Here is a 22,963-nt window from a genome sequence, read left to right on the forward strand (position 1 = left end):
GCCCTCGCGGTCACCGCGCGATGGCGGAGCCGTGAGCCGCCTGGCCTCCTTCATTTCGTGAATTAATTGGAGATCGCTTTCATGGCTGAACGGCTCGAGCCGCAAATGACCGGCTTGGTAATCCGGCTCCATAAGGACGATAACATTGTCATTGCGCGCGTGGCGATCGCTGCAGGCACGGAGTTGCCTAGTGAAGGAATTGTAGCGAAAGACTGCGTAACGGCCGGTCAAAAGCTCGCTTCGAGCCCGATCAAGCGCGACGTAGAAATCCGCAAGTATAATGTAGTCATTGGTTTTGCGTCGGAAGACATTCCGGCCGGCGCCGTCATTCACAATGATAGCATCAAATTTCGCGAATTTGATCGAGACTATGCCCACTCCCGTGATTATCGTCCGGTTGAACTGCTTCCGCTAGCAAGCCGAGCGGTATTTCAAGGTATTGTCCGCCCGGACGGTCGCGTCGCGACTCGTAACTATATTGGCGTGATTTCAACGGTGAATTGCTCGGCGACTGCCGTCCATGGGATCGCGGACTGGTTCACTTCCGAGCGGTTAGCAGCATATCAAAACGTTGACGGCGTCGTGGCATTCGCGCATGCCATGGGTTGTGGCATGGAAATGACGGGAGAGCCGATGGATCTCCTGCGCCGAACGATGGCGGGTTACATTCGCCATCCTAACCTCGCTGCAGTTCTGGTTGTCGGCCTGGGCTGCGAGCGCAACCAAGTCGCTGGACTGATGTCGTCGCAGAACCTTGAGATGGGGGCGAGCTTACGTACATTCACAATGCAAGAAGTCGGCGGTACACGGAAGACGATCGAAGCCGGCATCGCTGCTGTCAAAGAACTGCTCCCCGAGGTTGATCGCGCAAGGCGGACGACAGTGCCGGCCAGTCATCTCACTGTTGGACTCCAGTGTGGCGGCTCTGATGCATTTTCTTCCATTACGGCCAATCCATCATTGGGAGTAGCGGTCGACATCCTGATCCGTAATGGCGGCACTGCCGTTCTATCTGAAACTCCAGAGATTTATGGCGTAGAACACGTGCTCACGCGCCGCGCCGTGAGTCGCGAGGTGGGAGAAAAGTTGATTGAGCGCCTCCGCTGGTGGAAAGACGAATACACCGCCGGGCGCGACGTCCAAATCAACGGCGTCGTGAGTCCCGGCAATCAGATAGGCGGCCTTGCAAATATTCTTGAGAAATCGCTTGGCTCCGCAATGAAAGGAGGCACGAGCCCCTTAATGGCTGTCTACAGGTATGCAGAGCCCGTGTTAGAGCGCGGTCTTGTTTTCATGGATACGCCGGGGTTTGATCCAGTTTCCGCAACAGGGCAGGTCGCAGGCGGAGCAAATCTTATTGCCTTTACTACGGGACGAGGCTCCATGTTCGGAGCTAAGCCGTCGCCGTCTATAAAGCTGGCCAGTAACACCCCCATGTTTCGCCGGCTGGAGGAAGATATGGACGCCAATTGCGGTGAAATCCTTGACGGTACGGTCAGTGTACGGGAGATGGGCCAACGTATCTTCGACTTGATCCTGAGGACGGCCTCCGGCGTGCGTAGCAAGAGTGAGAATTTGAACGTCGGCCGATATGAGTTTGTACCCTGGCAGATTGGTGTAGTTGGGTGAACTTGTTAGCAGGACTAGTTGATCTTCGGCGAAGGGCGCAGTAGTTGGGTTTCGATTGAAGTGACTTGGCGCCCCGGCTTGGCTCGGCTCGGCAGCCGCAACTAGCCTATGAGAACTGCACTGCCTCCCATTGAACCATTCACGCTTTTTGCTGGCGCTCATCACAACATGTTCAGTACTGTCGCGCCAAGAGGACGGCCGCTGTATGCCGCGCTTCTTCGCGCGAGATACATCAGCATGCGCAGCCGCGCCGTGAGTTGGAACTCGGTCCGAGCAGCCTTGCCCGGGCCAGCCGCTGGTCGAGATCGTGACGACAGGATCCCAGGTTTTCGCGTCGCTCCGGGCTGACGCCATCCGAAGAAGGGTATTATCTTCGCGGCGGGAATTCATTCCAGTCGGGAGAAAAAATCGGACTCGGATCGGCCAGTCGATCAAGCGAGCCCATAGGCAAAGGCGCCTGCGTATGCGGGGTTCTTTAAGATCGCCGCGACAGCAGCCAGCGTCGCGCGCGTCCAGCGCACAAGTCGCCATCCCGATCACGACGCGGCAGTTTCAGGTCACGGTCGTTCAACGCTCGCATGACTTTGGCAACGGCTTGCGTCCGCCACCTGGCCTGCGGACCCGTTCTGGATCAAGCTCCTCACCACAGGCAACTCCGCGAGTGCCCGCCCGATGGTGCTACGGGCGACCCCGGTGGCCCGCGACACCGCGACAATGCCTCCATGGCCGGCCGTCAAGGCCTCCGCCGCCACAAAACGCCGCCGTCCGCGTTCGTCCAGCAAAGGATCGAGCGCCTCAAATCGCCCACGGATGGCCGATTCATCAATCACAAGCAGATGCTACAAGCATCATACCCGGACGGGAATCCCACCACTTGAAATCGCGAGCAAACGCAGATTCACTTATTCATGAGCGAGGCCTTACAACCTGGTGGGACGTCGACTGCCGGATGTATACTACGGCTTGGCGCGCCAAGCGGCTCGGTGTGACCAGCTCGGACTTCATGAGGGATCTCCGCCAAAATCGCGGCGACGTCTTCGACGATCTGGCGTCGGAGCGCGGGCGTCAGCGTCAACAAAGAGCGGCTGGATCCATGCTCATGTGCGTCGGGACAATCCACTGTCGATTAAAGGTCGAGTAGAGCCCTCCACACTCAGCTTAATCTGATTTGCTTCTTCTCCATAATATCCGATTGCGGTTGCTTGAATCAGAGGACTGCTTCCTGCGCGATACTCAGCTTCATACGAAGCGGGAATACCTCGGCCTCGCTGGCCGATCTTCCTGATCACTCGAAATGACCGGCCGCACAAAGAATGGTGAGGATCCCGAACCTCGACCATCTCCGGAATTATTCGTAAGGCTCACTATTGGGGACATTCCTCAATCCCCCTCGCTGTCCGGGATCGACTGGCGGCGCCCACAAGAGACGTGGCGGTCCACATCGGTCGGGCGACGCGTTTTGCTGCGAATTGCGAAGGATGCGATTCCATGTCACGTGACCATCTCAATGCTTTCCACCAATCTTGCCGCCGCGTATGCCATAAACCTCGCGGAGCGCGCCGCACGCCTGAAAGCAGAAGAAGTCGCGACGAGCGCCGTCATTCTCAGCGGCACCTTAGGTTAATCGCGTCGGCAATCGACGACTGCGCAGCGTGTGGTCGTCTTCATACGAACGCCTGGGATGATGAATGATAGTGGCTCACACGCGAGTCATCGTTAGCCTGCATCTATCGCGCTGATTGGAGGCTGGCTCTCCGACCTGAAGCTGCACATGCACCGCGGCATTAGCAACTGCTAAGCATCTGCCATGCTCATCGTGTCGGATGAGGTCCTAGGCGTCGACTAGGCAGCACGTTGTAGAGAACGTACGAGAGAAACGCGTACGATACGTACGGATATGAGGTGACAACAGCACGGCCGCAGAGCGGTTGCCTCCATTCGTCCGTTACGTACGAAGTTTCTCATTCAACACCGAACGCAATCTGTCAACGTAAGCGAGCGAGTTGCGGAATGATCCGTACCGCGACGTTCACTGGTTTCAAGTTGCCAGTTGGCGTTCGAGGATCCCCTGCTGGTCGAGAATGATTTGGGGGCGGGGGCAGAGGTGAAGAGCTCTTCCGTAATGGGTGAGCCGTCATCTTGACCAGAGAATTTGGAGGACGTTTATGAAGATGATGAAGAGCCTTTTGCTCGCTTCGGCGGCGGGACTAATCGCTGCAGGTGGGGTGCAGGCTGCCGACCTGCCTGTAAAGGCCAAAGCGATCGAATACGTGAAGATCTGTTCGCTATATGGCGCGGGATTCTACTACATTCCTGGCACTGACACGTGCATCAAGCTCGGTGGGTATCTCCGCGCCGATACCGTGCTGGGCACGAGTAGCGACTTTGATGGTGCAACAAGCGGCGTGGCGGGTGCACGGAACCGGCTCAGCAATTATTATACTTGGCGAACCCGCCAGGATCTGCAGATCGATACGCGCACCGCGACCGAGTACGGAGTGGTCCGGACATTCGCTGAACTCGTTTTCACCTGGACCAGCGGCACCTATGCCGGTGCTGGCACAACTGCCGTAAACGGTTCGACCACTTACACGTCGTCGGTCGGTTCTGCCATCGCTGGTGGGTCGCTCGGTGTTTACTATGCCTTTATCCAGTTCGCCGGGTTTACATTTGGTAAGGCCGAGTCGCAGTTCAGAACTCCGTGGGGCTCATACGCCGCGAACAATCTGGAAATGCCAGGAGCCGCTGGTTGGGATCCGGTGAATCAGGTCTCTTACACCGCCGATTTCGGTCAGGGCATTACGGCTTCTTTCTCACTCCAAGATCAGGTCGCAAACTACACGACCAACATTTGGAACGTGAGTGGCGCGACGGCCGCAGGTATTGCGACCGGGGCTTACGGTGCCAACGATATCGGCGGTTCGCGAGCTCCGGACCTTGTGGCGAGAGTCCGCGTCGACCAGGCTTGGGGGCTTTTCCAGGCGTCGTTCGCCGCGCATGACAACCACGCTGCCTACTATGGCGCCGACGAAACGACCGGTCATCCAGGCGACAAGTGGGGCTGGGCTGGACAAGTGGCGTTGTCCATCAAGAATCTTCCCACCGGTCCTGGTGACACGATCAACTTGACAGCCGTGTATACCAACGGGGCGAGCAGATACAACTTCGAGGACTTTATGCCCAGCACCTACGCGATGTACGGTGGTTCGGGTCTGGCTGGAGCATATCAAAGTCTCGGCTTTGCTGGTGTCTCTGATTCCGTATTCGTCACGGGTGCCGGTCAGCAGCTAACCACGACGTACGGCTTCAACGGTGGCTACACCCACAATTGGGATCCCTACTGGAATACGTCCGTCTTCGGCGCGTGGGCTGCTGTGCGGTACAACAACACGGCTAAGGGCTACATCTGCGGAGCGGTCGTCGCAACTGTTGCTCTCTCGAGCGGTCTTGCCGGCTGCAATCCCGACTTTAATTACGCTGTTATCGGCACGAAGACGGGGTGGACGCCTGTCAAGAACCTGACGTTCACGGGCGAACTCGCGTACGTGATGCTCGATCAGAAATTTGCAAGCGGAAGCACCGTGACTCTTCCGCTGCAATCAGGGACCGCAAAGCCCGGAGCTGCCTACGAGCTCAAAGATCAGAACAGCCTCGTCCTGTTGCTCCGAGCTCAGCGCAGCTTCTAACAAACCTAGCAGAAGGAGAACCAAATCTAAGTTCGACCTCCAAGGAAGGCCTCCGGCATGCCCGCCGGGGGCCTTTTTACATCTCACGTGAGTTTGGGCGAGCTGGTTGAGGAGACCGGTTGGTTTCAAGTCGGGCGACGATGTTACTTAATCAGCGCGGAAGTCCTGCAATCGATCTCTCGCTGAGGGGCGGTCATCGACCTAAGCTGGGTCGAGTGGGAGAGGGGTCCAGCCATTCTTCCTGACCTCTACAAATTTGACTAGGCGGCCGGGCCAACAAACTCAGTTGCGAGCCGGAGGAAATTCATAAGAAGCGCATGACCTTGTTGGGTAAGGATCGATTCTGGATGGAATTGTACCCCGTAGGTCGGGTGTGAGCGGTGTGCGAGGGCCATGATCTCGCCATCGTCGGAACGGGCTGTTACCGCAAGATGCGGTGCGCACGATTCATCGAGTTCAACAACAAGAGAATGGTAGCGCCCAACGCAAAGTGGGGATGGAAGTCCTTGGAATAGCCCTCGACCATCATGGGTTACATGTGAGGAGCGGCCGTGCATGGGACGACGTGCGCGCCCGATGCTTCCGCCAAAAACGCTGCCAATGGACTGGTGTCCGAGGCAGATGCCGAGAATCGGAACGCGACCGGAAAGCTCGCCGACGACTGCGGTCGTTATTCCGGCCTCTAGTGGAGTGCAGGGGCCGGGCGAGATGACCACCGCGCGTGGATTGACGCCGACAAGATCGGAGACGCTTAGCGCATCATTTCGGATCACCTCCGTTGCTTCGCCAAGCTTGCGGAAGTAGCGCGCAATGTTGAAGACGAAGGAGTCGTAATTGTCGATGATAACAATCAAGTTGCAACATATGTCTCAGGACGAAACGCGTCAAAGATTCGCTCTGCCTTGGCGAGCGTCTCGTCATATTCGGCCGAGGGATCCGACATCGCGGTGATCCCGCTTCCCGCATGAAACACGGCCTGCCCGTCGTCCATCGTCACAGTGCGGATCGCAATGTTCGTGTCCATGCATCTGTTGAAGCCGATGAAGCCGATCGATCCACAATAGACCTGTCGTGCGACTCGTTCGATTTCCGCTATGATTTCCATCGATCGAATCTTAGGCGCCCCGGTAATGGAGCCGCCGGGAAAGCAAGCTCGGAGTGCGCTGATGGCGTCCTGCCCCTCTGCGAGTTGCCCCACAACGATCGACACGAGGTGGTGCACCGAGGCATAGGATTCGAGGTTGCATAGGGCGGGAACATCGACAGAATCCGGAGTACAAACCCGCGAGAGATCGTTGCGCAAGAGGTCAACAATCATCGTGTTCTCGGCGCGGTCCTTTTCGGACGCAAGAAGGGCTTCAGCGCGACATCGATCTTCTGTCGCATCAGCGGAACGCGCAATCGTGCCCTTGATCGGTCGTGTCTCGACTGTTTGTCCGTCGAGCTTCAAAAAGCGTTCCGGCGAACTTGATGCAATGGTCAGCGTCCCGTAACGCAGCAGGGCCGAAAAGGGCGCCGGGTTCACTGACCGCAGCCGGCAGTAGAAGGCAAGTGGATCAAATGAAGGCGATAGCCGGGCGCTGAATCGCTGCGCAATATTTGCTTGAAAGACATCGCCAGCCAGGATCAGGTCGATCACGCGCTGTACCGCCGCAATATAGCCTTCACGGCTGAAGTTCGAATGCCAAGAGCCCACTGTGGCCGTGGAGTTGTTCGGCGGCGACATTCGGCGCGCGAGAAGAGCTGCAAACTCATGGGCGCGCCGACCTGCGCGCTCGGTACGGCGTCCGGGATCCCGCTCCGGCCATCCGGAGGATACAATCCAGCATCTGCCCAGACGGTGATCGAAGCAGACAACGAGGTCGTAAAAGTGCAGGATGGACTGAGGCAAACGCTGACCAGAAATCGCAGGCAGCGGTAGTCGCTCCAATGTCGTGTTCAGATCGTAAGCAAAAAAGCCAGCTGCGCCTCCCTGAAAGGGGGGGAGGTCCGGGCGATGCTCTTGAGGATACTTGGCCAGAATCGCGCGGAGCGCGTCCCATGGATCGCCCTTGAGAGCATCTCCATTCCAACTCGCTCGTCCGTCCACGATCATATAAATCCCGAATGGATCGCATGTTAGATAGGAGTAGCGCCCAAGCACCCCCTGTCTTGCTGCACTATCGAGAAACGTGAGGTGAGGTCGATGCGCGAGACGTCGCATCGCCGTAACGGGTTCAATCCACTGCAATTCGCGGACGTGCATCGGCCTATTGATCGCTGTCAGCTGGAGTGCAATAAAACGCGCAGCACTTGTGACGTCAATTCTAACGAGAGTGCCGCTCGTTGGAGCTCCGTCGGCTCGCGAGCCCTATCATCTGCCTTATTCTGCATCAATGGACCCGATGCGCTGATCGCGTTGACTTGTCGTTCTCGTTCAAGCAGAACGCGCATCCGTCAACACAGTGTAGTCCGCCGCGAACCGCAGCTCCCGAAGCGGACGGACCCGCTTGATGGACTCCTGATATAGATCATGCGCCTTGTACGCCGCAAGTTCCCTCTCATTTTCGAACTCACCATAGACCACGACGTCGATGTCATTGGCAAGCTCGTCGGTCTTGCAGTTGCGAGCAATCTCGAGCCGCCGCGCGTGCGGGATTGTGGTAAGAACGGATAGGCCATCGATAATTTGGTCGACATGAGCCTTATCTTTGGCGGAGAACAAAACGATGTGACGAATCATCAATGACTCTGCATTGAACCGAAGGCAGGTCGTATGACTATCGCGAGATCGAACTCACTGCAACGCTCGATCGTATATCCCGGTCGAGCGGCAGGAGCATGAGCCTTTGACGTTGTTGCGGGCGAGCGGTCCGAAGGAATTCGTCAAACCGCTTTCCTCGTCCTCAGGCGAGAAATGCAAGGCGCTCAATCGTTTGAATGTGGCGCGCGAGCAGATTGCAAGCTTGATCGAGGTTACGCGCCCGCAGCGCTTGCAGAATCAGGCGGTGATCCTGATTCGACCGAGGTCGCCACCCTGCAGACCGCGCCATCGCGAAGACCAATCTTGAATTTGCAAGCTGTAGTCCATCGAGGCTGGCGAGCAGCCGCGGCATCCCGCAGGGGGCTACCAGCGCTTGGTGAAATAAGCGATTGGCCTTTTCGAACTCCTCGATGGTCTCGGCGTTGTCTCCTTCAATCAAGGCGAGCTCGACCCGTGCTAAATCTGCGGAGGTGAGCTTTGGAGCCGAATTGCGCAGCGCGACCACTTCGAGGGCGGCGCGCATCTCGGCGATCTCCTTCACGGACTTGGCATCAAGCGGTGCAACACGTACTCCGCGACGTGGCTGAGCCACGACAAGGTATTGGCCTTCAAGTTGTCGAAAGGCTTCGCGCACAGGGACGTGGCTGGAATTGAACTCTCGCGCGACGTGATCTTGTCGGAGTGGGACCCCTGGCAGCAGTGCGCCGGTGATAATGCGTTCGCCGATCGAGTCGGCAATGCGTGTTACAATTGTCGTCCTCTCATCAGTGATCATAGATTATCTATCGCAAAAAACGGGTGCATCCGCAGACGAGTTGGACTAGCATTTATTCAAAAGCGATGACTATGGATAGTTCACACGATTATCTATGATGAGCCAAGGTGCCCGATGAGCGGTGGTGTTGAAACGGTACGAAGCGGACGGAGTGGCGCCTCGGCAGTTCGCAGTGATTGGACGCGCGTTCAGGCCGAAGCGCTCTATGGTCTTCCTTTTGCCGATCTGATGTATCAGGCACAGAGTGTTCATCGCGAGCATTCCGATCCAAACCGCGTTGAAGCCGCAAGTCTCCTCAGCATCAAGACAGGCGGGTGTCCGGAAGACTGCAGCTACTGTTCGCAGAGCGCGCACTATGACACCGGCTTGAAAGCAACCCGTCTCATGAATTGCGCAGACGTAGTGGCCAAAGCGGAGCGCGCGAAGGAGGCGGGCGCAACCCGCTTTTGCATGGCGGCGGCCTGGCGCAGCCCAAAAGAGCGGGACCTCGATCGGGTCTCTGCCATGGTGAGCGCAGTTAAAAATCTTGGATTGGAAACCTGCGTCACGCTCGGCATGCTAACAGCCAAGCAGGCAGTGCGGCTGTCCGAGTCCGGGCTAGATTTCTACAATCACAATATCGACACCTCGCCGGATTTCTACGGCAAGATCATCACCACCCGCGTTCTGCAAGATCGCATCGACACTCTAGAACATGTACGCCGGGCTGGCATCAAAGTCTGCTGTGGCGGTATTGTTGGCATGGGCGAGCGGGTCGAGGACCGCCTCGCCATGCTCGTGTTGCTCGCCAATCTGCCCTCACATCCAGAAAGCGTGCCGATCAACGTGTGGAACGAGGTCAAGGGCGTGCCCGTCAATCATACAGCGGACCGTCCGGATCCCATCGCGCTGTTGCGATTGATCGCAACGGCCCGGATCATGATGCCGAAGAGCGTGGTGCGCTTATCGGCCGGGCGGAAGTACATGACTGATGAACTCCAGGCGCTGAGCTTTTTGGCGGGCGCAAATTCGATCTTCATCGGCGATATGCTGTTGACCACCAGAAACGCGAATGCCGATCGAGACATGAATTTGCTGAATCGGCTCGGCATCACGTCCGGGCTTGCCCGGCTACAACAGTCGGCGAGCACGCTCGACGCAAACTCCAGGTTAGGTCCAAAATGCGAATTACGTTGATGAAGGGCAAGATCCATCGGGCCTCGGTCACAGAGGCCGACCTGCATTATGAAGGATCGATTTCAATTGATCGAAAGCTGTTGGAAGCGGCTGGAGTCCTGGTCAATGAACGCGTCGAAATCTACAACGTCGATACCGGAGCACGGTTTGCCACTTACGCGATCGAGGCACCCGAAGGGTCCGGCACTGTAGGCCTGAACGGCGCGGCTGCGCGTCTCGCCATACCCGGAGACAAGCTCATTATCGTTGCATATGCCTCGTTTGATGAGACTGAAGCCAAAACCTTTAGGCCCCGCGTTGTGCTGGTTGATCGAGAAAATCGCATCTTGCGCAACTGAAAATTGTCAAAGCAGTGCTGGGGCAGTTGACCGCTCCGGTATCAGGACTTTTGACGAGATCGATTTGAGTATGCAGGTGAGGAATGAAGCCAAACCACCCAGCCAAGGTCGGCGGCTATGTTGCGGCCCTGCACGCGCTGAAAGAAGACGATCGGCTCCGCGGCCTTGGGCCGCGCGGTGGGATCGATTTTACATCGAACGATTATCTGGCGCTGGCGAGCGCGCCGCGTATGAAAAACGCGATCTGCGCTGCGCTTGAGGCCGGAACGCCAGTCGGCGCCGGCGGCTCCCGGCTTCTGCGCGGCAATTGCGAAGAACATGAGGCTCTCGAAGCAGAGGCGGCTCAATTCTTTGGAGCAGAGACGGCGCTCTTCTTTGGTGGTGGTTATGTCGCAAATGTTGCCGTCCTGACCACGCTGCCGCAGCGGGACGATCTGCTTGTTCTCGACTCTCTCGTGCACGCAAGTATTCATGAAGGTGCGCGCGCCAGCCGGGCGGAGTTGCGGATCAGCGAGCATAACGATCCACAATCCGTCGAAGACACGATTCGTGAGTGGCGCACAGACGGCGGCGTCGGCCGCGTCTGGATCGTCGTTGAAAGTGTCTACAGTATGGACGGCGATTTCGCGCCGCTGAAAGACCTGGTGGTGATCGCCGATCAGTACGATGCGTTCCTGATGGTCGATGAGGCCCACGCTACAGGCGTTTACGGCGAGCGCGGAAGAGGACTCACGGCGCCTTATGAGAGGCGCGAGAATGTCCTCGTGCTTCATACCTGTGGCAAGGCTATGGGAGCTGCCGGGGCATTGGTGACTACTGTACGAGCGCTGCGCGACTTCCTGGTCAATCGCTGCCGTCCATTTATTTTTGCGACCGCCCCTTCGCCATTGATGGCCGTGGCCGTGCGGGAGGCGCTCTTGATCCTGCAAGAGGAACCCGAGCGGCAGAAGCGTCTGGCCGACCTGGTCGCGTTTACGCACCGGGAGATCCGCGTGCGCGGTCTCAAAACTCCCTCGGACTCACAGATCGTGCCCTATATCGTTGGCGAGAATGCCCGCGCAATGCGGCTCGCCTCTGCATTGCAGGCCCGGAGCTTCGATATCCGCGGAATTCGGCCGCCGACTGTGTCGGCTGGCACGGCCCGCCTGCGCATTTCACTGACACTCAACGTGGGGGAAGATGATGTGCGAGCAATGCTCGACGCTCTTGCCGAAGAGACGAGGCTCAACTCTTGACAAGACCGCGCATCGTGGTGACCGGAACCGATACCGGGATTGGAAAGACAGTCTTTGCCGCAGGCCTAGCGCATCTTCTCGGTGCGAACTATTGGAAACCGGTTCAGGCCGGGCTCGAAGGAGAGACGGACAGTGAGGCCGCCGCACGGCTGGGCGGGCTCTCGCCCGATCGTGTTGTGCCGGAGCTCTATCGTCTTCGAACCCCTGCGTCGCCGCATCATTCGGCTGAAATCGATGGCGTTCGTATGAACGTGAATTCGTTTCATCTGCCGGATTCCGGGGAGAGGCCGCTCGTAATCGAGGGTGCCGGCGGGCTCATGGTGCCCCTGAATCGGGGTACGCTTTACATTGATATCTTTGAGCGATGGAGCCTTCCCGTCGTGCTTTGCGCGAGCACGGAACTTGGCACCGTCAATCACTCGCTGCTCTCAATAGAGGCTTTGCGAAAGCGGCATATCAGCATCCGCGGCATTGCGTTTATTGGGGAACGAAATCCTCAAAGCGAGGGCGCGATTTGCGAAATCGGGCGAGTACGCTCGTTGGGGCGGTTGCCCTGGATTGCGCCTCTTACGGCCGATACGCTGCAGAAAATATTCAAACGCTCATTTGTGCGTGGCGATTTCTTGAATCCATGATGCCCAATAGCAAGCAGCCGATCTGGCATCCGTTCACGCAACACGCGCTCGAAGACGAGATGACAAGGATTAAGCGCGGTGATGGTGCTTATCTTTTCACCGCGGATGGTCGCCGTATGATAGATGCAATCTCATCCTGGTGGGTCGTGACGCATGGTCATTGCCATCCACACATTGTGCGCGCTATTCAGGAACAGGCGGCCAAGCTCACTCAAATCATCTTCGCCGGGTACTCCCATGATCCGGCGGAGGAGGTTGCCACGGAGCTGTTAAAACGCGCGCCGCGTGGGCTCGATCACGTCTTCTTTTCCGACAGTGGCTCCGCGAGCGTGGAGGTCGCCCTCAAGATGGCGCTCGGCTATTGGCATAACATCGGCAAGCAACGGATACGCATTGTCGTAATGCAGCACTCCTATCACGGAGACACCGTTGGGTCGATGTCGGTCGGCGCCCGAGGGGTCTTCAACGCAGCGTACGGACCATTACTTTTCGATGTGACCTCGATCCCGTTTCCTGCCAGGGGTCATGAGCAGACAACGCTCGATGCACTTGAGTCGGTGTGCCGACACGAAATGCCCGCCGCCTTTATTGTGGAGCCTCTGATACTAGGGGCAGGTGGGATGCTGATGTACCCACCCTGGGTGCTGAAAGAAATGAAGCGGATCTGCGAGGCTTCGGACGTTCTTTTCATTGCCGACGAGGTCATGACGGGCTGGGGCCGTACTGGAACATTGTTCGCCTGCGAGCAAGCCGATGTGACGCCCGATATAGCCTGCTATTCGAAGGGAATCACAGGAGGAGCGCTTCCACTCGCGGTGACACTCTGCCGATCAGACATTTTTGATGCTCACTATTCGAGGGATCGCACTCGCACGTTCTTTCACTCGAGCTCATATATTGCGAACCCCGTGGCCTGCGCCGCCGCGAAGGCAAACCTGGATCTTTGGCAAGATCAAAAATATCGCGAGCGGGTGGCGTCGGTGGCCACAATGCAAGAGCAAGCAATTGAAACATTTCGAACCGATCCGCGCTTTGCAAACGTCCGTCGGACCGGCACCATCACGGCACTCGATCTGAGAACCAGCGATGCGGGCTATCTCGCGGACATCGGCCCGAAACTTGGAGCATTCTTTAAAAGCCGCAATCTGCTGCTACGCCCGCTTGGAAATACGATCTATGTGATGCCACCTTATTGCGTGACAGCGGCAGATCTTGATGAAATCTATGTCGGGATCCGCGATGGTGCCGATGCACTTGCTTGACGCGGCGCTCTCGCGTGCGCGCCACCGAGAGCTCAGTCTCTGATCATTCCGATAGTCAGCCTCGGCTCATTTCCAGGCACAACCTGTGCGTTCCTTCGATGGACCGAGCATCGCCACGCGCCGACGGTGTACCAATTCCAATCCGATATCAATTCCTCCGTGATTGGTATTGGCGCCGCTGGAGGAGGTGCGTTTAAGCTTGCTTTGCTGTTCAGGTTCTTTGTCGGCCTGAGAATACCATTACTCAGCCCAGCTGGTTCCGGCCTGTCAATACCGTACGCATACGACGAGGACCGCCTGATTGACGCATGCGCGCGGGCACGGCGAGCTCTATGATGGCGTTGCGTGAAGGTCAGGCGGCCTGCTGACCGGCGGGCTTGTCGGCTTGGCGCAGGAGCTTCCATTCCCAGGGCAGCAGTTCGTGCAGACGCGACGCGGGAAGATCGGCGATACGGGCGAGGACGTCGGCGAGCCAGGCCTTGGGATCGACGTCGTTGAGGCGACAGGTCGTGATCATCGTCAGCATGATGGCGGCACGGTCGGCGCCACGCTGGCTGCCGGCGAAGGTCCAGTTGCGCCTTCCCAATGCGATGCCCCTCAATGCGCGCTCAGCGCAATTGTTGGTCAAGCAGATCCTGCCATCGTCGAGGAAGCGGGCGAAGTCGTCCCAGCGCCTGAGCATGTAGTTCATAGGCTTCAGGACCTCGGAGGAGCGCGAGAGGGTTTCGCGCTCACGCAGCAACCAGGCGTGCATGTCCTCGAGAAGCGGCTTGCTCTTTTCCTGGCGCACGGCGCGCCGCTCGTCGGCGCCGCAGCCATTGATAGCGCGCTCGATCTCGAACAACGCATCGAGGCGTCTGACCGCCTCCAGCGCGATCGGAGAGACCGGTTTGCCCTTCTTACCTTCCCGAGCATTTTTCTCGATGTCAGCCAGCTCGAAGAAGCCCCGCCGCGCATGGGCCAGGCAAAACGCCGGTGTGATCGGCATCGCTTTCTTTTGCGGGTCGAACAGCGGCTCGAAGCCGTTGTAGCAATCGGCTTGCAGGATACCGGCGAAGGCGGCCAGATGCTTCTGGGGGTGCTCGCCTCGTCGGTCGCTCGAGGCGTAATAGACCGCCGCCGGCGGCGCAGGCCCGGCAAAGGGCCGGTCATCCCGCACATAAGTCCAGATCCGCCCGGTCGTGCACTTGCCCTTCGCCAGGATACGGATGGTGGTGTCGTCGCCATGCAGGCGCTCGGCCGCGAGTACATGGCGTTCGATCAGGTGGAAGAGCGCCATGACGGCAAAGGTCCCGTGGCCGACCTGGTCGGCCAGTGTCGACAACGGCAGGTCGATCCCCTCGGCCTTAAAGCGCGCGCTCTGGCGGTTGAGCGGGATATGCATGCCGAACTTGTCGAACAGGATCGTCGCCAGCAATTGTGGGCCGATGAAGCCGCGCGGCGTGGCATGGAACGGCGCGGGCGGCTGGCTGATCTTCTCGCAATCGCGGCAGGTGAACTTCTCGCGTACCGTCTCGATCAGCTTGAAGCGGCGCGGGATCTCCTCCAGCGTCTTGGTCACATCCTCACCGATCTTCGCCAGCCGCGATCCACCGCAGCAGGCGCAGGTCGTTGGAGCCTCAATGACGACGCGCTCGCGTTCGATGTCATCCGGCCATGGCTTGCGCACCGGCCGCTTGCGCGTGAAGGCGCGTACGCTCTGCGCCTTTGCCGCCGCGGCCTGCGCGGCGAGCTCATCCTCGCTCGCCGTGGTGACGAGTTCTTCAAGTTCCAATTCCAACTGCTCGATCAGCCGCGCCGTGCGCTCGGAACGCGGCCCGTACAGTTCGCGTTTGAGCTTCTCGATCCGCAGCTCGAGATGCGCGATCAGCGCCTCATTGTCCGACAGCTTCGCCCGCGCGTTCGCCGCTTCGGCTTGCCAATTGATGGCTTCGGCCTGTATCCGGCTGACCTTCGCCGCGGCCGCATCGCGTTCGACCTCGACCCTCAGCCGCGCGTCGCGTTCAGCCCGCAACGCCTCACGTTCGATCAACAGCGCCGCCTGGGCGCTGGCGAGATCCGAAGGAAGGTCATCCGGCTTCAAACTCATGAAGCCAGTGAATCAGATTTCCCGGTAGGTTCAATCGCAGAATGCTATCCAACTCGCGTTGGACGCAAAGTTTCTTGAGGATTCCGCCAGTCGATCCCAGATAGCAGGTAAGAAAGCTGCGCCGGAGAGATCGTCACGGCTTCACCGGCAGCCGAAGGCCAGATGAATCTTCCTCTTTCGAGTCTTTTTGTAAACAGGCACGCTCCCTGAGAATCGTGCCAGATGATTTTTATCAGATCTGAACGGCGCCCCCTGAAGCAAAACAAATGACCCCCCAGTGGGTCATGCTTCAAGACCTCCTGCACCTGCAAAGCCAGGCTCGGAAAGCCGCGCCGCATATCGGTATGGCCCGTCGCCAGCCATACCCGCACGCCAGAGGGGATCGGAATCATCGCAGCGCCTTCAACACCGCCGACACCAGCAAGGGCGGCGCCGACCCGCAAATCCTGATCCGTCCGCTCCCCGTCAATTCCACCACGATCACTTCACCGGACGGTGCCGCTTCCTTGATCGGCTCCGCTTCCATCGCCGCTTCCACAAAGCCCTGGTCAGCAAGGTCCTGGCGAAGCCGACGCCGCCAGGTGTAAATCAGCCCCGTTGAAATATCGTGATCCCGCGCAACCTGCGCCACACACGATCCCGGCGCAAAGGCCTCCGCAACGATCCGGCACCGCTCATCCTCGCTCCAACGCCGCCGGCGTTCCGGCCCCGTCAGCACCGAAATCTGACCCATCAATCGCTCTTAAGCTCGCTCTTAAACACGTGCTTATGAGTGCTCAATCCGCCTCTCAGAACAAGGCGGCCTTCATCGTGGGCGTACTCAATACCGGCGGTAAGTACGATAGCAGTCGCCCGGAAGTCGTGATTGGCGCGATTCTCTGCGAAAGAGATCGCCTGACGTTGCTCAGCATGCCACCGCCGCGCCGTAACCTGTATCCACATAGCGCGGATTGCGAGGTCCTACATCGGCAACGAGGCGCAGAGCCTCCGTTTGTTCAGAACACGCGATGAGAAATGGCAGGGGGCGAAGCAGGAAATCCCCTATAGGAGGCGAGAATGCGAAACAGCTCTCACGTTCGCACCGCGGTCCAGCAAAATGCTGCGCCGTATCTGGCGTTAAATTCGGGCCGACACTACTGGTGGCGAACAGCCCGTTGCTCCAAGAAATGCGTCGACCGCTTCAATGCGCGCCGGCAGGCCGATCACCGATGGCTTCGGGTTGCGCGCGGGCTGGCACACGCCACCGAGGGCCACACAGAATTTGAAGCGACGTGCATGGAAAATCATGCCTAAGCGGTCTTCTCAGGTTGCCTTAGCTCAAATGCAACGCTGGCGATGCGCAAAGTGATGGAAAGGTGACACGGAGACAAGATCTCAGACCGATCGGAGCGCACTGGAGGATCCACCCAATGAAGTTCGTGCTCGCCAATCAGAGGACACCGTGCGGCGATCGAACCTGCGCCAAATGCGCTCGGTCCTTAGGTCCGGCTTACCTGCGCGATGTGGTAACGCGAAGGGGATTTTGTGGCTACAATTGCTATCGACGTTATCACTCAACCTTGCCTTTGCTTACGACGTGGCCGACGATTGACACCAGAAATGCCGGTTCTCTTGGACTTGCGGCCTTGCTGATCGCCGCTTCGTGCTGGTTTCAGGCCGGCGCAGCGGTCGCGGGCGCCTGGATCGACACAGCGCCCGCGGGCCAGCGCGGCGTCCACCGCTGAGGCACCCCATCGCCTCAAGTAGGTTGGCTAAGATGCACGTAGAGCAGGCTCGCGCTCGCACGGGGAAAGGGCGGCTTGAAAGGCCGCGTTCGATGATCGCGCGATCATTGGAGGTTTTTTGCGTCTGTTTGCGGTAGGGGAGAGGTACGTTTCTTTCTTCCACTCGCTATTGACGGCGCTCAGTCGGTTTCACTAGGAAGCGCTAACTCCAGGGGGTAAGGGTTGGCTGATGATCGGGAGGTAGGATGAGCTACATTTCGGAGCGGCCCGTTAAACGTGTCACGCTTCCAGTTCTACAGCGTTGGAGGCAGGAGGGACGTCGACTCGTAATGACCACCGCTTACGACGCGGTGACGGCACGGATCGCCGATCCGATCGTCGACGTCATTCTTGTTGGGGACAGCGTGGGGAACGTGTGCCTCGGACTCGACAACACGCTGCCTGTCAGTATGGCCATGATGAACCATCACTTAGACGCTGTTGCGCGCACAAAGCCCCGCGCCTTGCTCGTGGCCGATATGCCCTTTCTCAGCTTTCACCTCGGTGCCGAGGAGACAATCCGGAACGCCGGAGGCTTCCTCCAGCGTGGCGCTGATGCTGTCAAACTCGAGGGTGGTGCCAAGCGTGTCGAAATGATACGTGCCTTGGTCGACTGCGAAATTCCTGTCATGGGTCATCTCGGTCTCACCCCCCAGAGCGTCAATATCATGGGCGGGTTCAAGGTGCAGGGCCGGAAAGCCGATGATGCTTTGCGCCTGCTTGATGATGCGCAGCGTCTGCAGGAGGCGGGCTGCTTTGCTCTCGTCCTGGAAGGCATTCCGGCCGAACTGGCTGCACGAGCGACTGAATCGCTGAGCATACCAACGATCGGGATCGGGGCGGGGGCCAGTTGCTCTGGACAAGTGCTCGTGTTCCATGACGTTTTGGGGTTGACCGAAGGTCATCGCCCAAAATTCGTTCGTGCCTATTCAACTGGTTTCCAGCTGTTGCAGGACGCGCTGGCGCACTGGGCCGCCGATGTGCGTAATGGTGCTTTTCCCGCGTCAGAAGAGTCCTATGGACTTCCCGAGGGACTCAATGATGCGATCACAAACTGGACGCCTTCCAACTCAAACTGATGCAAAGCTCAAGCAATCACCAGGGTCGCCGAGTTGCGTCACGCTCTCGCAAAGGCTTCGAAAGGAGGGCAAACGCGTCGGCTTGGTGCCGACGATGGGATATCTCCACGAAGGGCACCTAGCCTTGGTCCAGGCGAGCCGGACGCGAAGCGATATCACGGTCGTAAGCATCTTCGTCAATCCCACTCAGTTTGAACCGAACGAGGATCTCAGTACGTATCCGCGGGACTTTATTCGTGATGAACAACTGTGCCGTAGCGCTGGCGTCGCGATCCTCTTCGCGCCAGGCGCACGGGAGGTCTATCCAACAACATTTGAGACCTTCGTCGAACCAGGCGACCTCGCTACGCCGTTGTGCGGTGCGTACAGGCCCGGACATTTTCGCGGCGTCGCGACCGTCGTTTGTAAGCTTTTCAACATGGTGCAGCCCGAACTTGCGTTTTTTGGACAGAAGGACTTTCAGCAATGCGCGGTCGTACGTCCATGACCGTTGATCTGGACCTTCCGGTCGACATCGTGACCATACCAACCGTTCGGGAACCGGACGGGCTGGCAATGAGCAGTCGCAATCGATATCTCAGCGAGGAAGAACGCCGACGGGCCGTTACTATCAGCCGCGGGCTCCTCGCTGCAGCAGGCAAGTTTCGCTCCGGAGAGCGCGACGTGGAAAAGCTGATTGCGATTGCGAAGGAGCAGTTGAGCAGCGTTGATCGACTGCAGTACCTTCAGCTCGTTGATCCTCATACGCTTAGGGCCGCCGAGAGCCCGCTGCAGCGCCCAGCGGCGCTCTGTGCGGCGCCTATGTCGGCTCAACGCGGTTAATCGATAACGTGATACTGTCCTCGCCTACTCCGGACGGGAAACGGAGGCTCGGCGCCTGACGCTCGGAATATTGAAATTTGCAGTTGGTAGGTATCTTCGTGAACGAGCAGTTTTTGATGGACCGGGCCCAGATCATTCGCGAGCTGGCGGACAAGGCAGACCGTTCATTAGAACAAGGCTGCTGGACTTGGCGGAACGTTATGGCAGAAGCATCAACCGACCGTCTCAGACGACGATGACGCTGTTGTCAAATCGTCATGCAAAATAGCTAGAGCGTGTCACTTGGCGCAAAAATGCCGCTTCATCTAGTCGCCGAGCAGTGCGCGGGCTAGTTGGGTCAGAGTCCAGTTCGGTAACGTCCCTCCGCGCTCGGGATCGTGACGTAGTCTGCCTCGTCGAGGTCGTCTCGCGCGGTAACCCTTCAATTGATGGTAGGTGCTGAGGCCCTTCAGATTGTTTGTGCGCCGTCTTGTAGCGCCGCTAGAAGAGTGTTCGTCTGCAAGGGTGCTCACAATGGACGACCATTCGGACGACATAAGACGACCGCTGTCTCCGCGTGTCGAAGTGTATGCTGGAGTGGGCCGGAAGCAGTGGCCGGATGATTTGAACGCCCAGATTGTCGCGGAAAGCCTTGAGCCAGGCGCGATTGTCACAGATATCGCACGTCGCCATGGCTGCCGGCCCCAGCAGGTGCATGACTGGCGGCGCCGGGCGCGATTAGGTGAACTGGTGCTGCCGGCTTCGGCGGATACACTATCATTCGTGCCTTTAATATCGGAATCATTGCTACCGGCAGCTACGGAGCCCTCTGGATCGTTGGAAGCCGCCATTGTTACGGTTGAGCTCCCGGGTGCACGAGTGGAGGTGCGCGGAACGCCCGGGCGCTTGCCGTGCTGAGTGACGTATTTTTCGCGTTGCGACGGACACGATCATGCTGACGGCTCCCGCTGGCCTCATGATTTACGTTGCGACCCGACCTGTAGACTTTAGGAAAGGCGCGGATGGCCTGGCGCTGTTGGCGAAGGAGACTCTAGGCCCCGATCCGATGACGGGCGTGGCGGTGGTCTTCCGTGCGAACCGCGCTGACCGGGTGAAGATCGTGGTCTGGGATGGCAGTGGCCTTGTGCTGTATTGGAAGCGGCTTGAGGGCAGCGCCTTCAAGTGGCCGCCGGTTGTTGACGGCGTGATGAGGATGAACGCCGCGCCCTTGCGGTCGCTCTTGGGCGCGAAGCGATCCTGGTTGGGCATTCCGTTCAGTTCGTCGCAGCCACCACGACTGGCGCAATTTGCCAAGCCAAAGCTCCTGATCATCGATGACCTCGGATATCTGCCCTTTGAACGTACGCATCCGGCGAGCACCCCAGGCCGGCGCGATGATCTTCCGCGAAGCGCTCAGGCAGCAACGGGGGCCTTTGACCGCTGGTTCGCCGTCCAATGCGGCTTGCCAAACGCCAGGTGGTCCAAGCAGCAACACGTTCTCGCCATTGGCGATCCAGCGAGCGCTCGCAACCTTGCGTATCTGCTTGGGATCCAGCGACGGCGGGCCGAGAAGTCGAAGCCCGACAGATCGCGAACGAACGAGAAGCGAGCAAGTTTTAGCGTCATCTCGATGCGCCGCTCATCCTTGCGGGCGATCTCGCGCTCACACAGCAGCACCAGGGTCTCGCGTAGACTCAGCTCTTGTCGGCCGGCTTCATCCAACAACCCATCCAGCTGGTCGCGGACAGCCGTTAGTTTCAGGCGCGTCAACATATCGCTCAGGCGGTTGGGAACAATGGCTCGCATCAGAAGCCCCCTACCACAATCGCTTCGTACTCGCCGAGCGGCCGCAGCAGCGTCGGGGACGGCGGCGCGACAGGCGATAACCCGAGCTCGGCAGCACGGCTTGGTTTAAAGCCAGTCAGGCCCTCAAAGTGTGTAGGGTCAACGACGCGACCGCGCCGACCGACACAGTTCGGATGAACGGCCACATCATGGATCTCGTGGTGGATGCGCACCACGCTATCGGCGATCCTCGCTCTCACCGTCCCGCCGATTAGCCGCCATGGCACAGAGTAGGCGTTGCCGTCTATCTCGACCGCGCGGTCGGCCTGGACGCGCCGGATCAGTTCACGTGCGGCCTGCAAGGGCGGCCTCCCGGCGATGGGTTTCAGCGCAGGAGCCTCGCTGAGTCTGAACCGCTCAATCGGTGGCTCGCCAGTGGTGCCATGCTGGCGCCGATCGTCGACCTCCCGTGTTCAAGCCTCAAGATGCGCTTTTAGGGTTTCGCAGCTCGGGAAGGCGCGACCAGCGATCGCATTCCGTTTGACGAGCCAACGCCGTTCTCCGTCTTGCCCTTGGTCCGGGCTCGATATGGCGCGCAAGCCCGCGGCCGGAATCCCCATTGCTTGGCATACGCAGTCAGCTTGTCGTTGAACACGACGGTGCGCGTCGCGGCATGGTGCTCCACGACCAAAGCACGTGCATTATCGAACAGCACTTCTTCGGGCACGCCACCGAACTTCAAGAAGGCGCCTTCCAGGTCATCGAACCAGCTCTCTTGCCGTTCGTTGCGGAATGCTCTGACATGGTGCCGGCGCGAGGAGCCCAATGTGGCGACGAACAGGTAGCGCGAACCTTGCTGCCGCCGATCTCGACCAGCCGCTCGCCAAAATTGATTTGCAACTGTTTGCCCGGCGGCGTCTCGAACCGCACCGTGGCGCGCGCTTCCGCCGCAAGCTCTCGGCGATAGCGCTGCACCGCACGTTCCACTGTGCGCAGGCTGACGATGATGCCTTTCTCGGCTTGCAGCTCCTGGCGGATCACGTCAGCTTGCCCTGCTGCTGCCGCAGGCGCTCCTTGAGCCAGATCTCCTGGCCATCGAGCGCCCTTTTGTGGTGCGGCTGCCAATAGGGCGTCCAGCTGCCGGCCGCCAGGTAGTTCTTCACCGTGTTGCGGCTAATCCCGAGCTCCCGGACAATCCGTTTACTACCCCACCCCAGCTCGTGGAGCCGGAGTATCGCCGAAACCTCGTCCGGGGCCAGCATGGCCTCCCTCCGCGGATCTTTGAACCGCAGAGGACCTGAACTGAGTCGCTGCATAACCCACCGTCCTGACGGTGTCCCGAGGGGGTCAATTCCTCGTGTCGTCGGGGGGCAATTTTCCATGTCGCCCGACAAACCAGGACTGCGCCCCGGGCACAAACTCGCTCGAGGATTAAGATGCGCCAGATTTCGACCAGATTTCGCGAACAATTGAAAGTCCACGTCGGATTGCGCTACCAGATCGCATTGCTCGGAATCTCCGGGGTCGTTGTCACGGGGACGATCTGTGCGGCCGCCTTCAACTATGCGAGCCTGGTCCAGAGCGCTTGGACGGATAGCAGCCAATTCAAAGCGCATGTCGCATCTCTGTCACGAAGCTTCCTGGAGTCACGCAAATCGCGAGCGATTTCCTCCGCAACCCCAGTGAAACGTTAGTAACGAGGTATGCGGAGAGTCATGAGCGTCAGCTCGCGGATTTGAGAAGCATTTGTGACGTCGCTGCCCGTGCTCTCGGCTCAGCGGAACCTCCGCTTAGACGAGGATGAGGATTTCAGGGAAAGCTGCGCAACGCCGTACATACTGTCGAGCAACGGCTTTTAGAGCTGACCAGGAGCGCCTTACGATGTTGATGCTGATGATGCGCCGGCATGAGAAAGAGTTCATTTTGCGCGGCGAACACAAGTAGGGCGATCAATTGGCCGACGAGAG

18 protein-coding genes and 3 pseudogenes are annotated in these 22,963 nt (G+C 58.8%); 11 read left to right on the top strand and 10 right to left on the bottom strand.

The features are described from left to right. Positions 1–105 precede the first annotated feature (105 nt). Complete coding sequence (locus IVB45_RS05500; RefSeq protein WP_247361458.1) at positions 106–1,629, top strand: altronate dehydratase; 1,524 nt, start codon at positions 106–108, stop codon at positions 1,627–1,629. A gap of 588 nt (positions 1,630–2,217) precedes the next feature. On the opposite strand, the pseudogene IVB45_RS05505 reads toward IVB45_RS05500, so the two are convergent. After that, a pseudogene (locus tag IVB45_RS05505) lies at positions 2,218–2,459 on the bottom strand (ISAzo13 family transposase); the annotation flags it as partial. Positions 2,460–3,124: 665 nt separating this feature from the next. Here IVB45_RS05505 and IVB45_RS38870 point away from each other — a divergent pair. Both IVB45_RS38870 and IVB45_RS05510 read left to right on the top strand, forming a co-directional pair. After that, entirely contained in the window at positions 3,125–3,253 is a 129-nt protein-coding gene (locus IVB45_RS38870) for a hypothetical protein (protein ID WP_256467191.1), read from the top strand. A gap of 541 nt (positions 3,254–3,794) precedes the next feature. After that, positions 3,795–5,315, top strand: coding sequence for a porin (locus IVB45_RS05510; RefSeq protein WP_247361430.1), 1,521 nt, complete (start codon positions 3,795–3,797; stop codon positions 5,313–5,315). 260 nt (positions 5,316–5,575) lie between these two features. Here the strand turns inward: IVB45_RS05510 and IVB45_RS05515 are convergent, their stop codons facing one another. The 4 genes from IVB45_RS05515 to IVB45_RS05530 form a co-directional block, all read right to left on the bottom strand. Beyond that, positions 5,576–6,169 carry an aminodeoxychorismate/anthranilate synthase component II gene (locus tag IVB45_RS05515; protein ID WP_247361427.1) on the bottom strand — a complete coding sequence of 198 codons (594 nt, stop codon included), beginning with the start codon at positions 6,167–6,169 and terminating at the stop codon, positions 5,576–5,578. Continuing rightward, positions 6,166–7,560 carry an aminodeoxychorismate synthase component I gene (pabB, locus tag IVB45_RS05520; RefSeq protein WP_247361425.1) on the bottom strand — a complete coding sequence of 465 codons (1,395 nt, stop codon included), beginning with the start codon at positions 7,558–7,560 and terminating at the stop codon, positions 6,166–6,168. Before pabB ends, IVB45_RS05515 begins: the two co-directional genes overlap by 4 nt. A gap of 171 nt (positions 7,561–7,731) precedes the next feature. Further along, positions 7,732–8,037, bottom strand: coding sequence for a Dabb family protein (locus IVB45_RS05525; protein ID WP_247361423.1), 306 nt, complete (start codon positions 8,035–8,037; stop codon positions 7,732–7,734). A gap of 163 nt (positions 8,038–8,200) precedes the next feature. Then, complete coding sequence (locus tag IVB45_RS05530; RefSeq protein ID WP_247361422.1) at positions 8,201–8,833, bottom strand: GntR family transcriptional regulator; 633 nt, start codon at positions 8,831–8,833, stop codon at positions 8,201–8,203. 114 nt (positions 8,834–8,947) lie between these two features. Here IVB45_RS05530 and bioB point away from each other — a divergent pair, with 114 nt between their 5' ends. From bioB to IVB45_RS05555, 5 genes are all read left to right on the top strand, one after another. Continuing rightward, positions 8,948–10,009 carry a biotin synthase BioB gene (gene bioB, locus IVB45_RS05535; RefSeq protein ID WP_247361420.1) on the top strand — a complete coding sequence of 354 codons (1,062 nt, stop codon included), beginning with the start codon at positions 8,948–8,950 and terminating at the stop codon, positions 10,007–10,009. Continuing rightward, positions 9,994–10,347, top strand: a complete 354-nt coding sequence (panD, locus tag IVB45_RS05540; RefSeq protein ID WP_247361418.1) for an aspartate 1-decarboxylase — start codon at positions 9,994–9,996, stop codon at positions 10,345–10,347. The genes bioB and panD overlap by 16 nt, the downstream gene beginning before the upstream one ends. Positions 10,348–10,430: 83 nt before the next feature. Further along, the gene (locus IVB45_RS05545; protein WP_247361416.1) at positions 10,431–11,582 is read left to right on the top strand and encodes an 8-amino-7-oxononanoate synthase; all 1,152 of its coding nucleotides are present in this window, start codon (positions 10,431–10,433) and stop codon (positions 11,580–11,582) included. Beyond that, positions 11,579–12,217, top strand: a complete 639-nt coding sequence (gene bioD, locus IVB45_RS05550; protein WP_247361414.1) for a dethiobiotin synthase — start codon at positions 11,579–11,581, stop codon at positions 12,215–12,217. The genes IVB45_RS05545 and bioD overlap by 4 nt, the downstream gene beginning before the upstream one ends. Continuing rightward, complete coding sequence (locus IVB45_RS05555; RefSeq protein WP_247361412.1) at positions 12,214–13,479, top strand: adenosylmethionine--8-amino-7-oxononanoate transaminase; 1,266 nt, start codon at positions 12,214–12,216, stop codon at positions 13,477–13,479. The genes bioD and IVB45_RS05555 overlap by 4 nt, the downstream gene beginning before the upstream one ends. A 352-nt stretch (positions 13,480–13,831) precedes the next feature. Here IVB45_RS05555 and IVB45_RS05560 read toward each other — a convergent pair whose 3' ends face one another. The 3 genes from IVB45_RS05560 to IVB45_RS05570 are packed head-to-tail and all read right to left on the bottom strand — an operon-like array spanning position 13,832 to position 16,301. After that, positions 13,832–15,568 (bottom strand): IS66 family transposase, encoded by a 1,737-nt coding sequence (locus tag IVB45_RS05560; protein WP_247360894.1) that lies wholly within the window; start codon positions 15,566–15,568, stop codon positions 13,832–13,834. Positions 15,569–15,612: 44 nt separating this feature from the next. After that, positions 15,613–15,960, bottom strand: coding sequence for an IS66 family insertion sequence element accessory protein TnpB (tnpB, locus tag IVB45_RS05565; RefSeq protein ID WP_082758020.1), 348 nt, complete (start codon positions 15,958–15,960; stop codon positions 15,613–15,615). After that, complete coding sequence (locus IVB45_RS05570; protein WP_188106852.1) at positions 15,957–16,301, bottom strand: transposase; 345 nt, start codon at positions 16,299–16,301, stop codon at positions 15,957–15,959. Before IVB45_RS05570 ends, tnpB begins: the two co-directional genes overlap by 4 nt. A 1,236-nt stretch (positions 16,302–17,537) precedes the next feature. On the opposite strand from IVB45_RS05570, the gene panB reads away from it, so the two are divergent. The 3 genes and pseudogenes from panB to IVB45_RS05585 all read left to right on the top strand — a co-directional run bounded on the left by panB (position 17,538) and on the right by IVB45_RS05585 (position 20,129). Continuing rightward, complete coding sequence (panB, locus tag IVB45_RS05575) at positions 17,538–18,410, top strand: 3-methyl-2-oxobutanoate hydroxymethyltransferase (RefSeq protein ID WP_247363215.1); 873 nt, start codon at positions 17,538–17,540, stop codon at positions 18,408–18,410. A 15-nt stretch (positions 18,411–18,425) separates the two neighbouring features. Continuing rightward, a pseudogene (gene panC, locus IVB45_RS05580) lies at positions 18,426–19,291 on the top strand (pantoate--beta-alanine ligase). A 454-nt stretch (positions 19,292–19,745) separates the two neighbouring features. Then, positions 19,746–20,129 (top strand): transposase, encoded by a 384-nt coding sequence (locus tag IVB45_RS05585; RefSeq protein ID WP_247363213.1) that lies wholly within the window; start codon positions 19,746–19,748, stop codon positions 20,127–20,129. Positions 20,130–20,624: 495 nt separating this feature from the next. Here IVB45_RS05585 and IVB45_RS05595 read toward each other — a convergent pair whose 3' ends face one another. Continuing rightward, positions 20,625–21,017 (bottom strand): ATP-binding protein, encoded by a 393-nt coding sequence (locus tag IVB45_RS05595; RefSeq protein ID WP_346015323.1) that lies wholly within the window; start codon positions 21,015–21,017, stop codon positions 20,625–20,627. Continuing rightward, positions 21,017–22,312, bottom strand: a pseudogene (istA, locus tag IVB45_RS05600) (IS21 family transposase). Before istA ends, IVB45_RS05595 begins: the two are co-directional and overlap by 1 nt. Between the last annotated feature and the right edge of the window lie 651 nt (positions 22,313–22,963).

Source organism: Bradyrhizobium sp. 4 (genome assembly GCF_023100905.1).
Classification (GTDB): domain Bacteria; phylum Pseudomonadota; class Alphaproteobacteria; order Rhizobiales; family Xanthobacteraceae; genus Bradyrhizobium.

What these genes read in the sequence shown, in the direction of transcription:
- IVB45_RS05500 (WP_247361458.1), top strand. Translation starts at nt 106, where the DNA reads ATGACCGGCTTGGTAATCCGGCTCCATAAGGACGATAACATTGTCATT.
- IVB45_RS05510 (WP_247361430.1), top strand. Translation starts at nt 3,795, where the DNA reads ATGAAGATGATGAAGAGCCTTTTGCTCGCTTCGGCGGCGGGACTAATC.
- pabB (WP_247361425.1), bottom strand. Translation starts at nt 7,560, where the DNA reads ATGCACGTCCGCGAATTGCAGTGGATTGAACCCGTTACGGCGATGCGA.
- IVB45_RS05525 (WP_247361423.1), bottom strand. Translation starts at nt 8,037, where the DNA reads ATGATTCGTCACATCGTTTTGTTCTCCGCCAAAGATAAGGCTCATGTC.
- IVB45_RS05530 (WP_247361422.1), bottom strand. Translation starts at nt 8,833, where the DNA reads ATGATCACTGATGAGAGGACGACAATTGTAACACGCATTGCCGACTCG.
- bioB (WP_247361420.1), top strand. Translation starts at nt 8,948, where the DNA reads ATGAGCGGTGGTGTTGAAACGGTACGAAGCGGACGGAGTGGCGCCTCG.
- panD (WP_247361418.1), top strand. Translation starts at nt 9,994, where the DNA reads ATGCGAATTACGTTGATGAAGGGCAAGATCCATCGGGCCTCGGTCACA.
- IVB45_RS05545 (WP_247361416.1), top strand. Translation starts at nt 10,431, where the DNA reads ATGAAGCCAAACCACCCAGCCAAGGTCGGCGGCTATGTTGCGGCCCTG.
- IVB45_RS05555 (WP_247361412.1), top strand. Translation starts at nt 12,214, where the DNA reads ATGATGCCCAATAGCAAGCAGCCGATCTGGCATCCGTTCACGCAACAC.
- IVB45_RS05560 (WP_247360894.1), bottom strand. Translation starts at nt 15,568, where the DNA reads ATGAGTTTGAAGCCGGATGACCTTCCTTCGGATCTCGCCAGCGCCCAG.
- tnpB (WP_082758020.1), bottom strand. Translation starts at nt 15,960, where the DNA reads ATGATTCCGATCCCCTCTGGCGTGCGGGTATGGCTGGCGACGGGCCAT.
- IVB45_RS05570 (WP_188106852.1), bottom strand. Translation starts at nt 16,301, where the DNA reads ATGGGTCAGATTTCGGTGCTGACGGGGCCGGAACGCCGGCGGCGTTGG.
- panB (WP_247363215.1), top strand. Translation starts at nt 17,538, where the DNA reads ATGAGCTACATTTCGGAGCGGCCCGTTAAACGTGTCACGCTTCCAGTT.
- IVB45_RS05585 (WP_247363213.1), top strand. Translation starts at nt 19,746, where the DNA reads ATGGACGACCATTCGGACGACATAAGACGACCGCTGTCTCCGCGTGTC.
- IVB45_RS05595 (WP_346015323.1), bottom strand. Translation starts at nt 21,017, where the DNA reads ATGCGAGCCATTGTTCCCAACCGCCTGAGCGATATGTTGACGCGCCTG.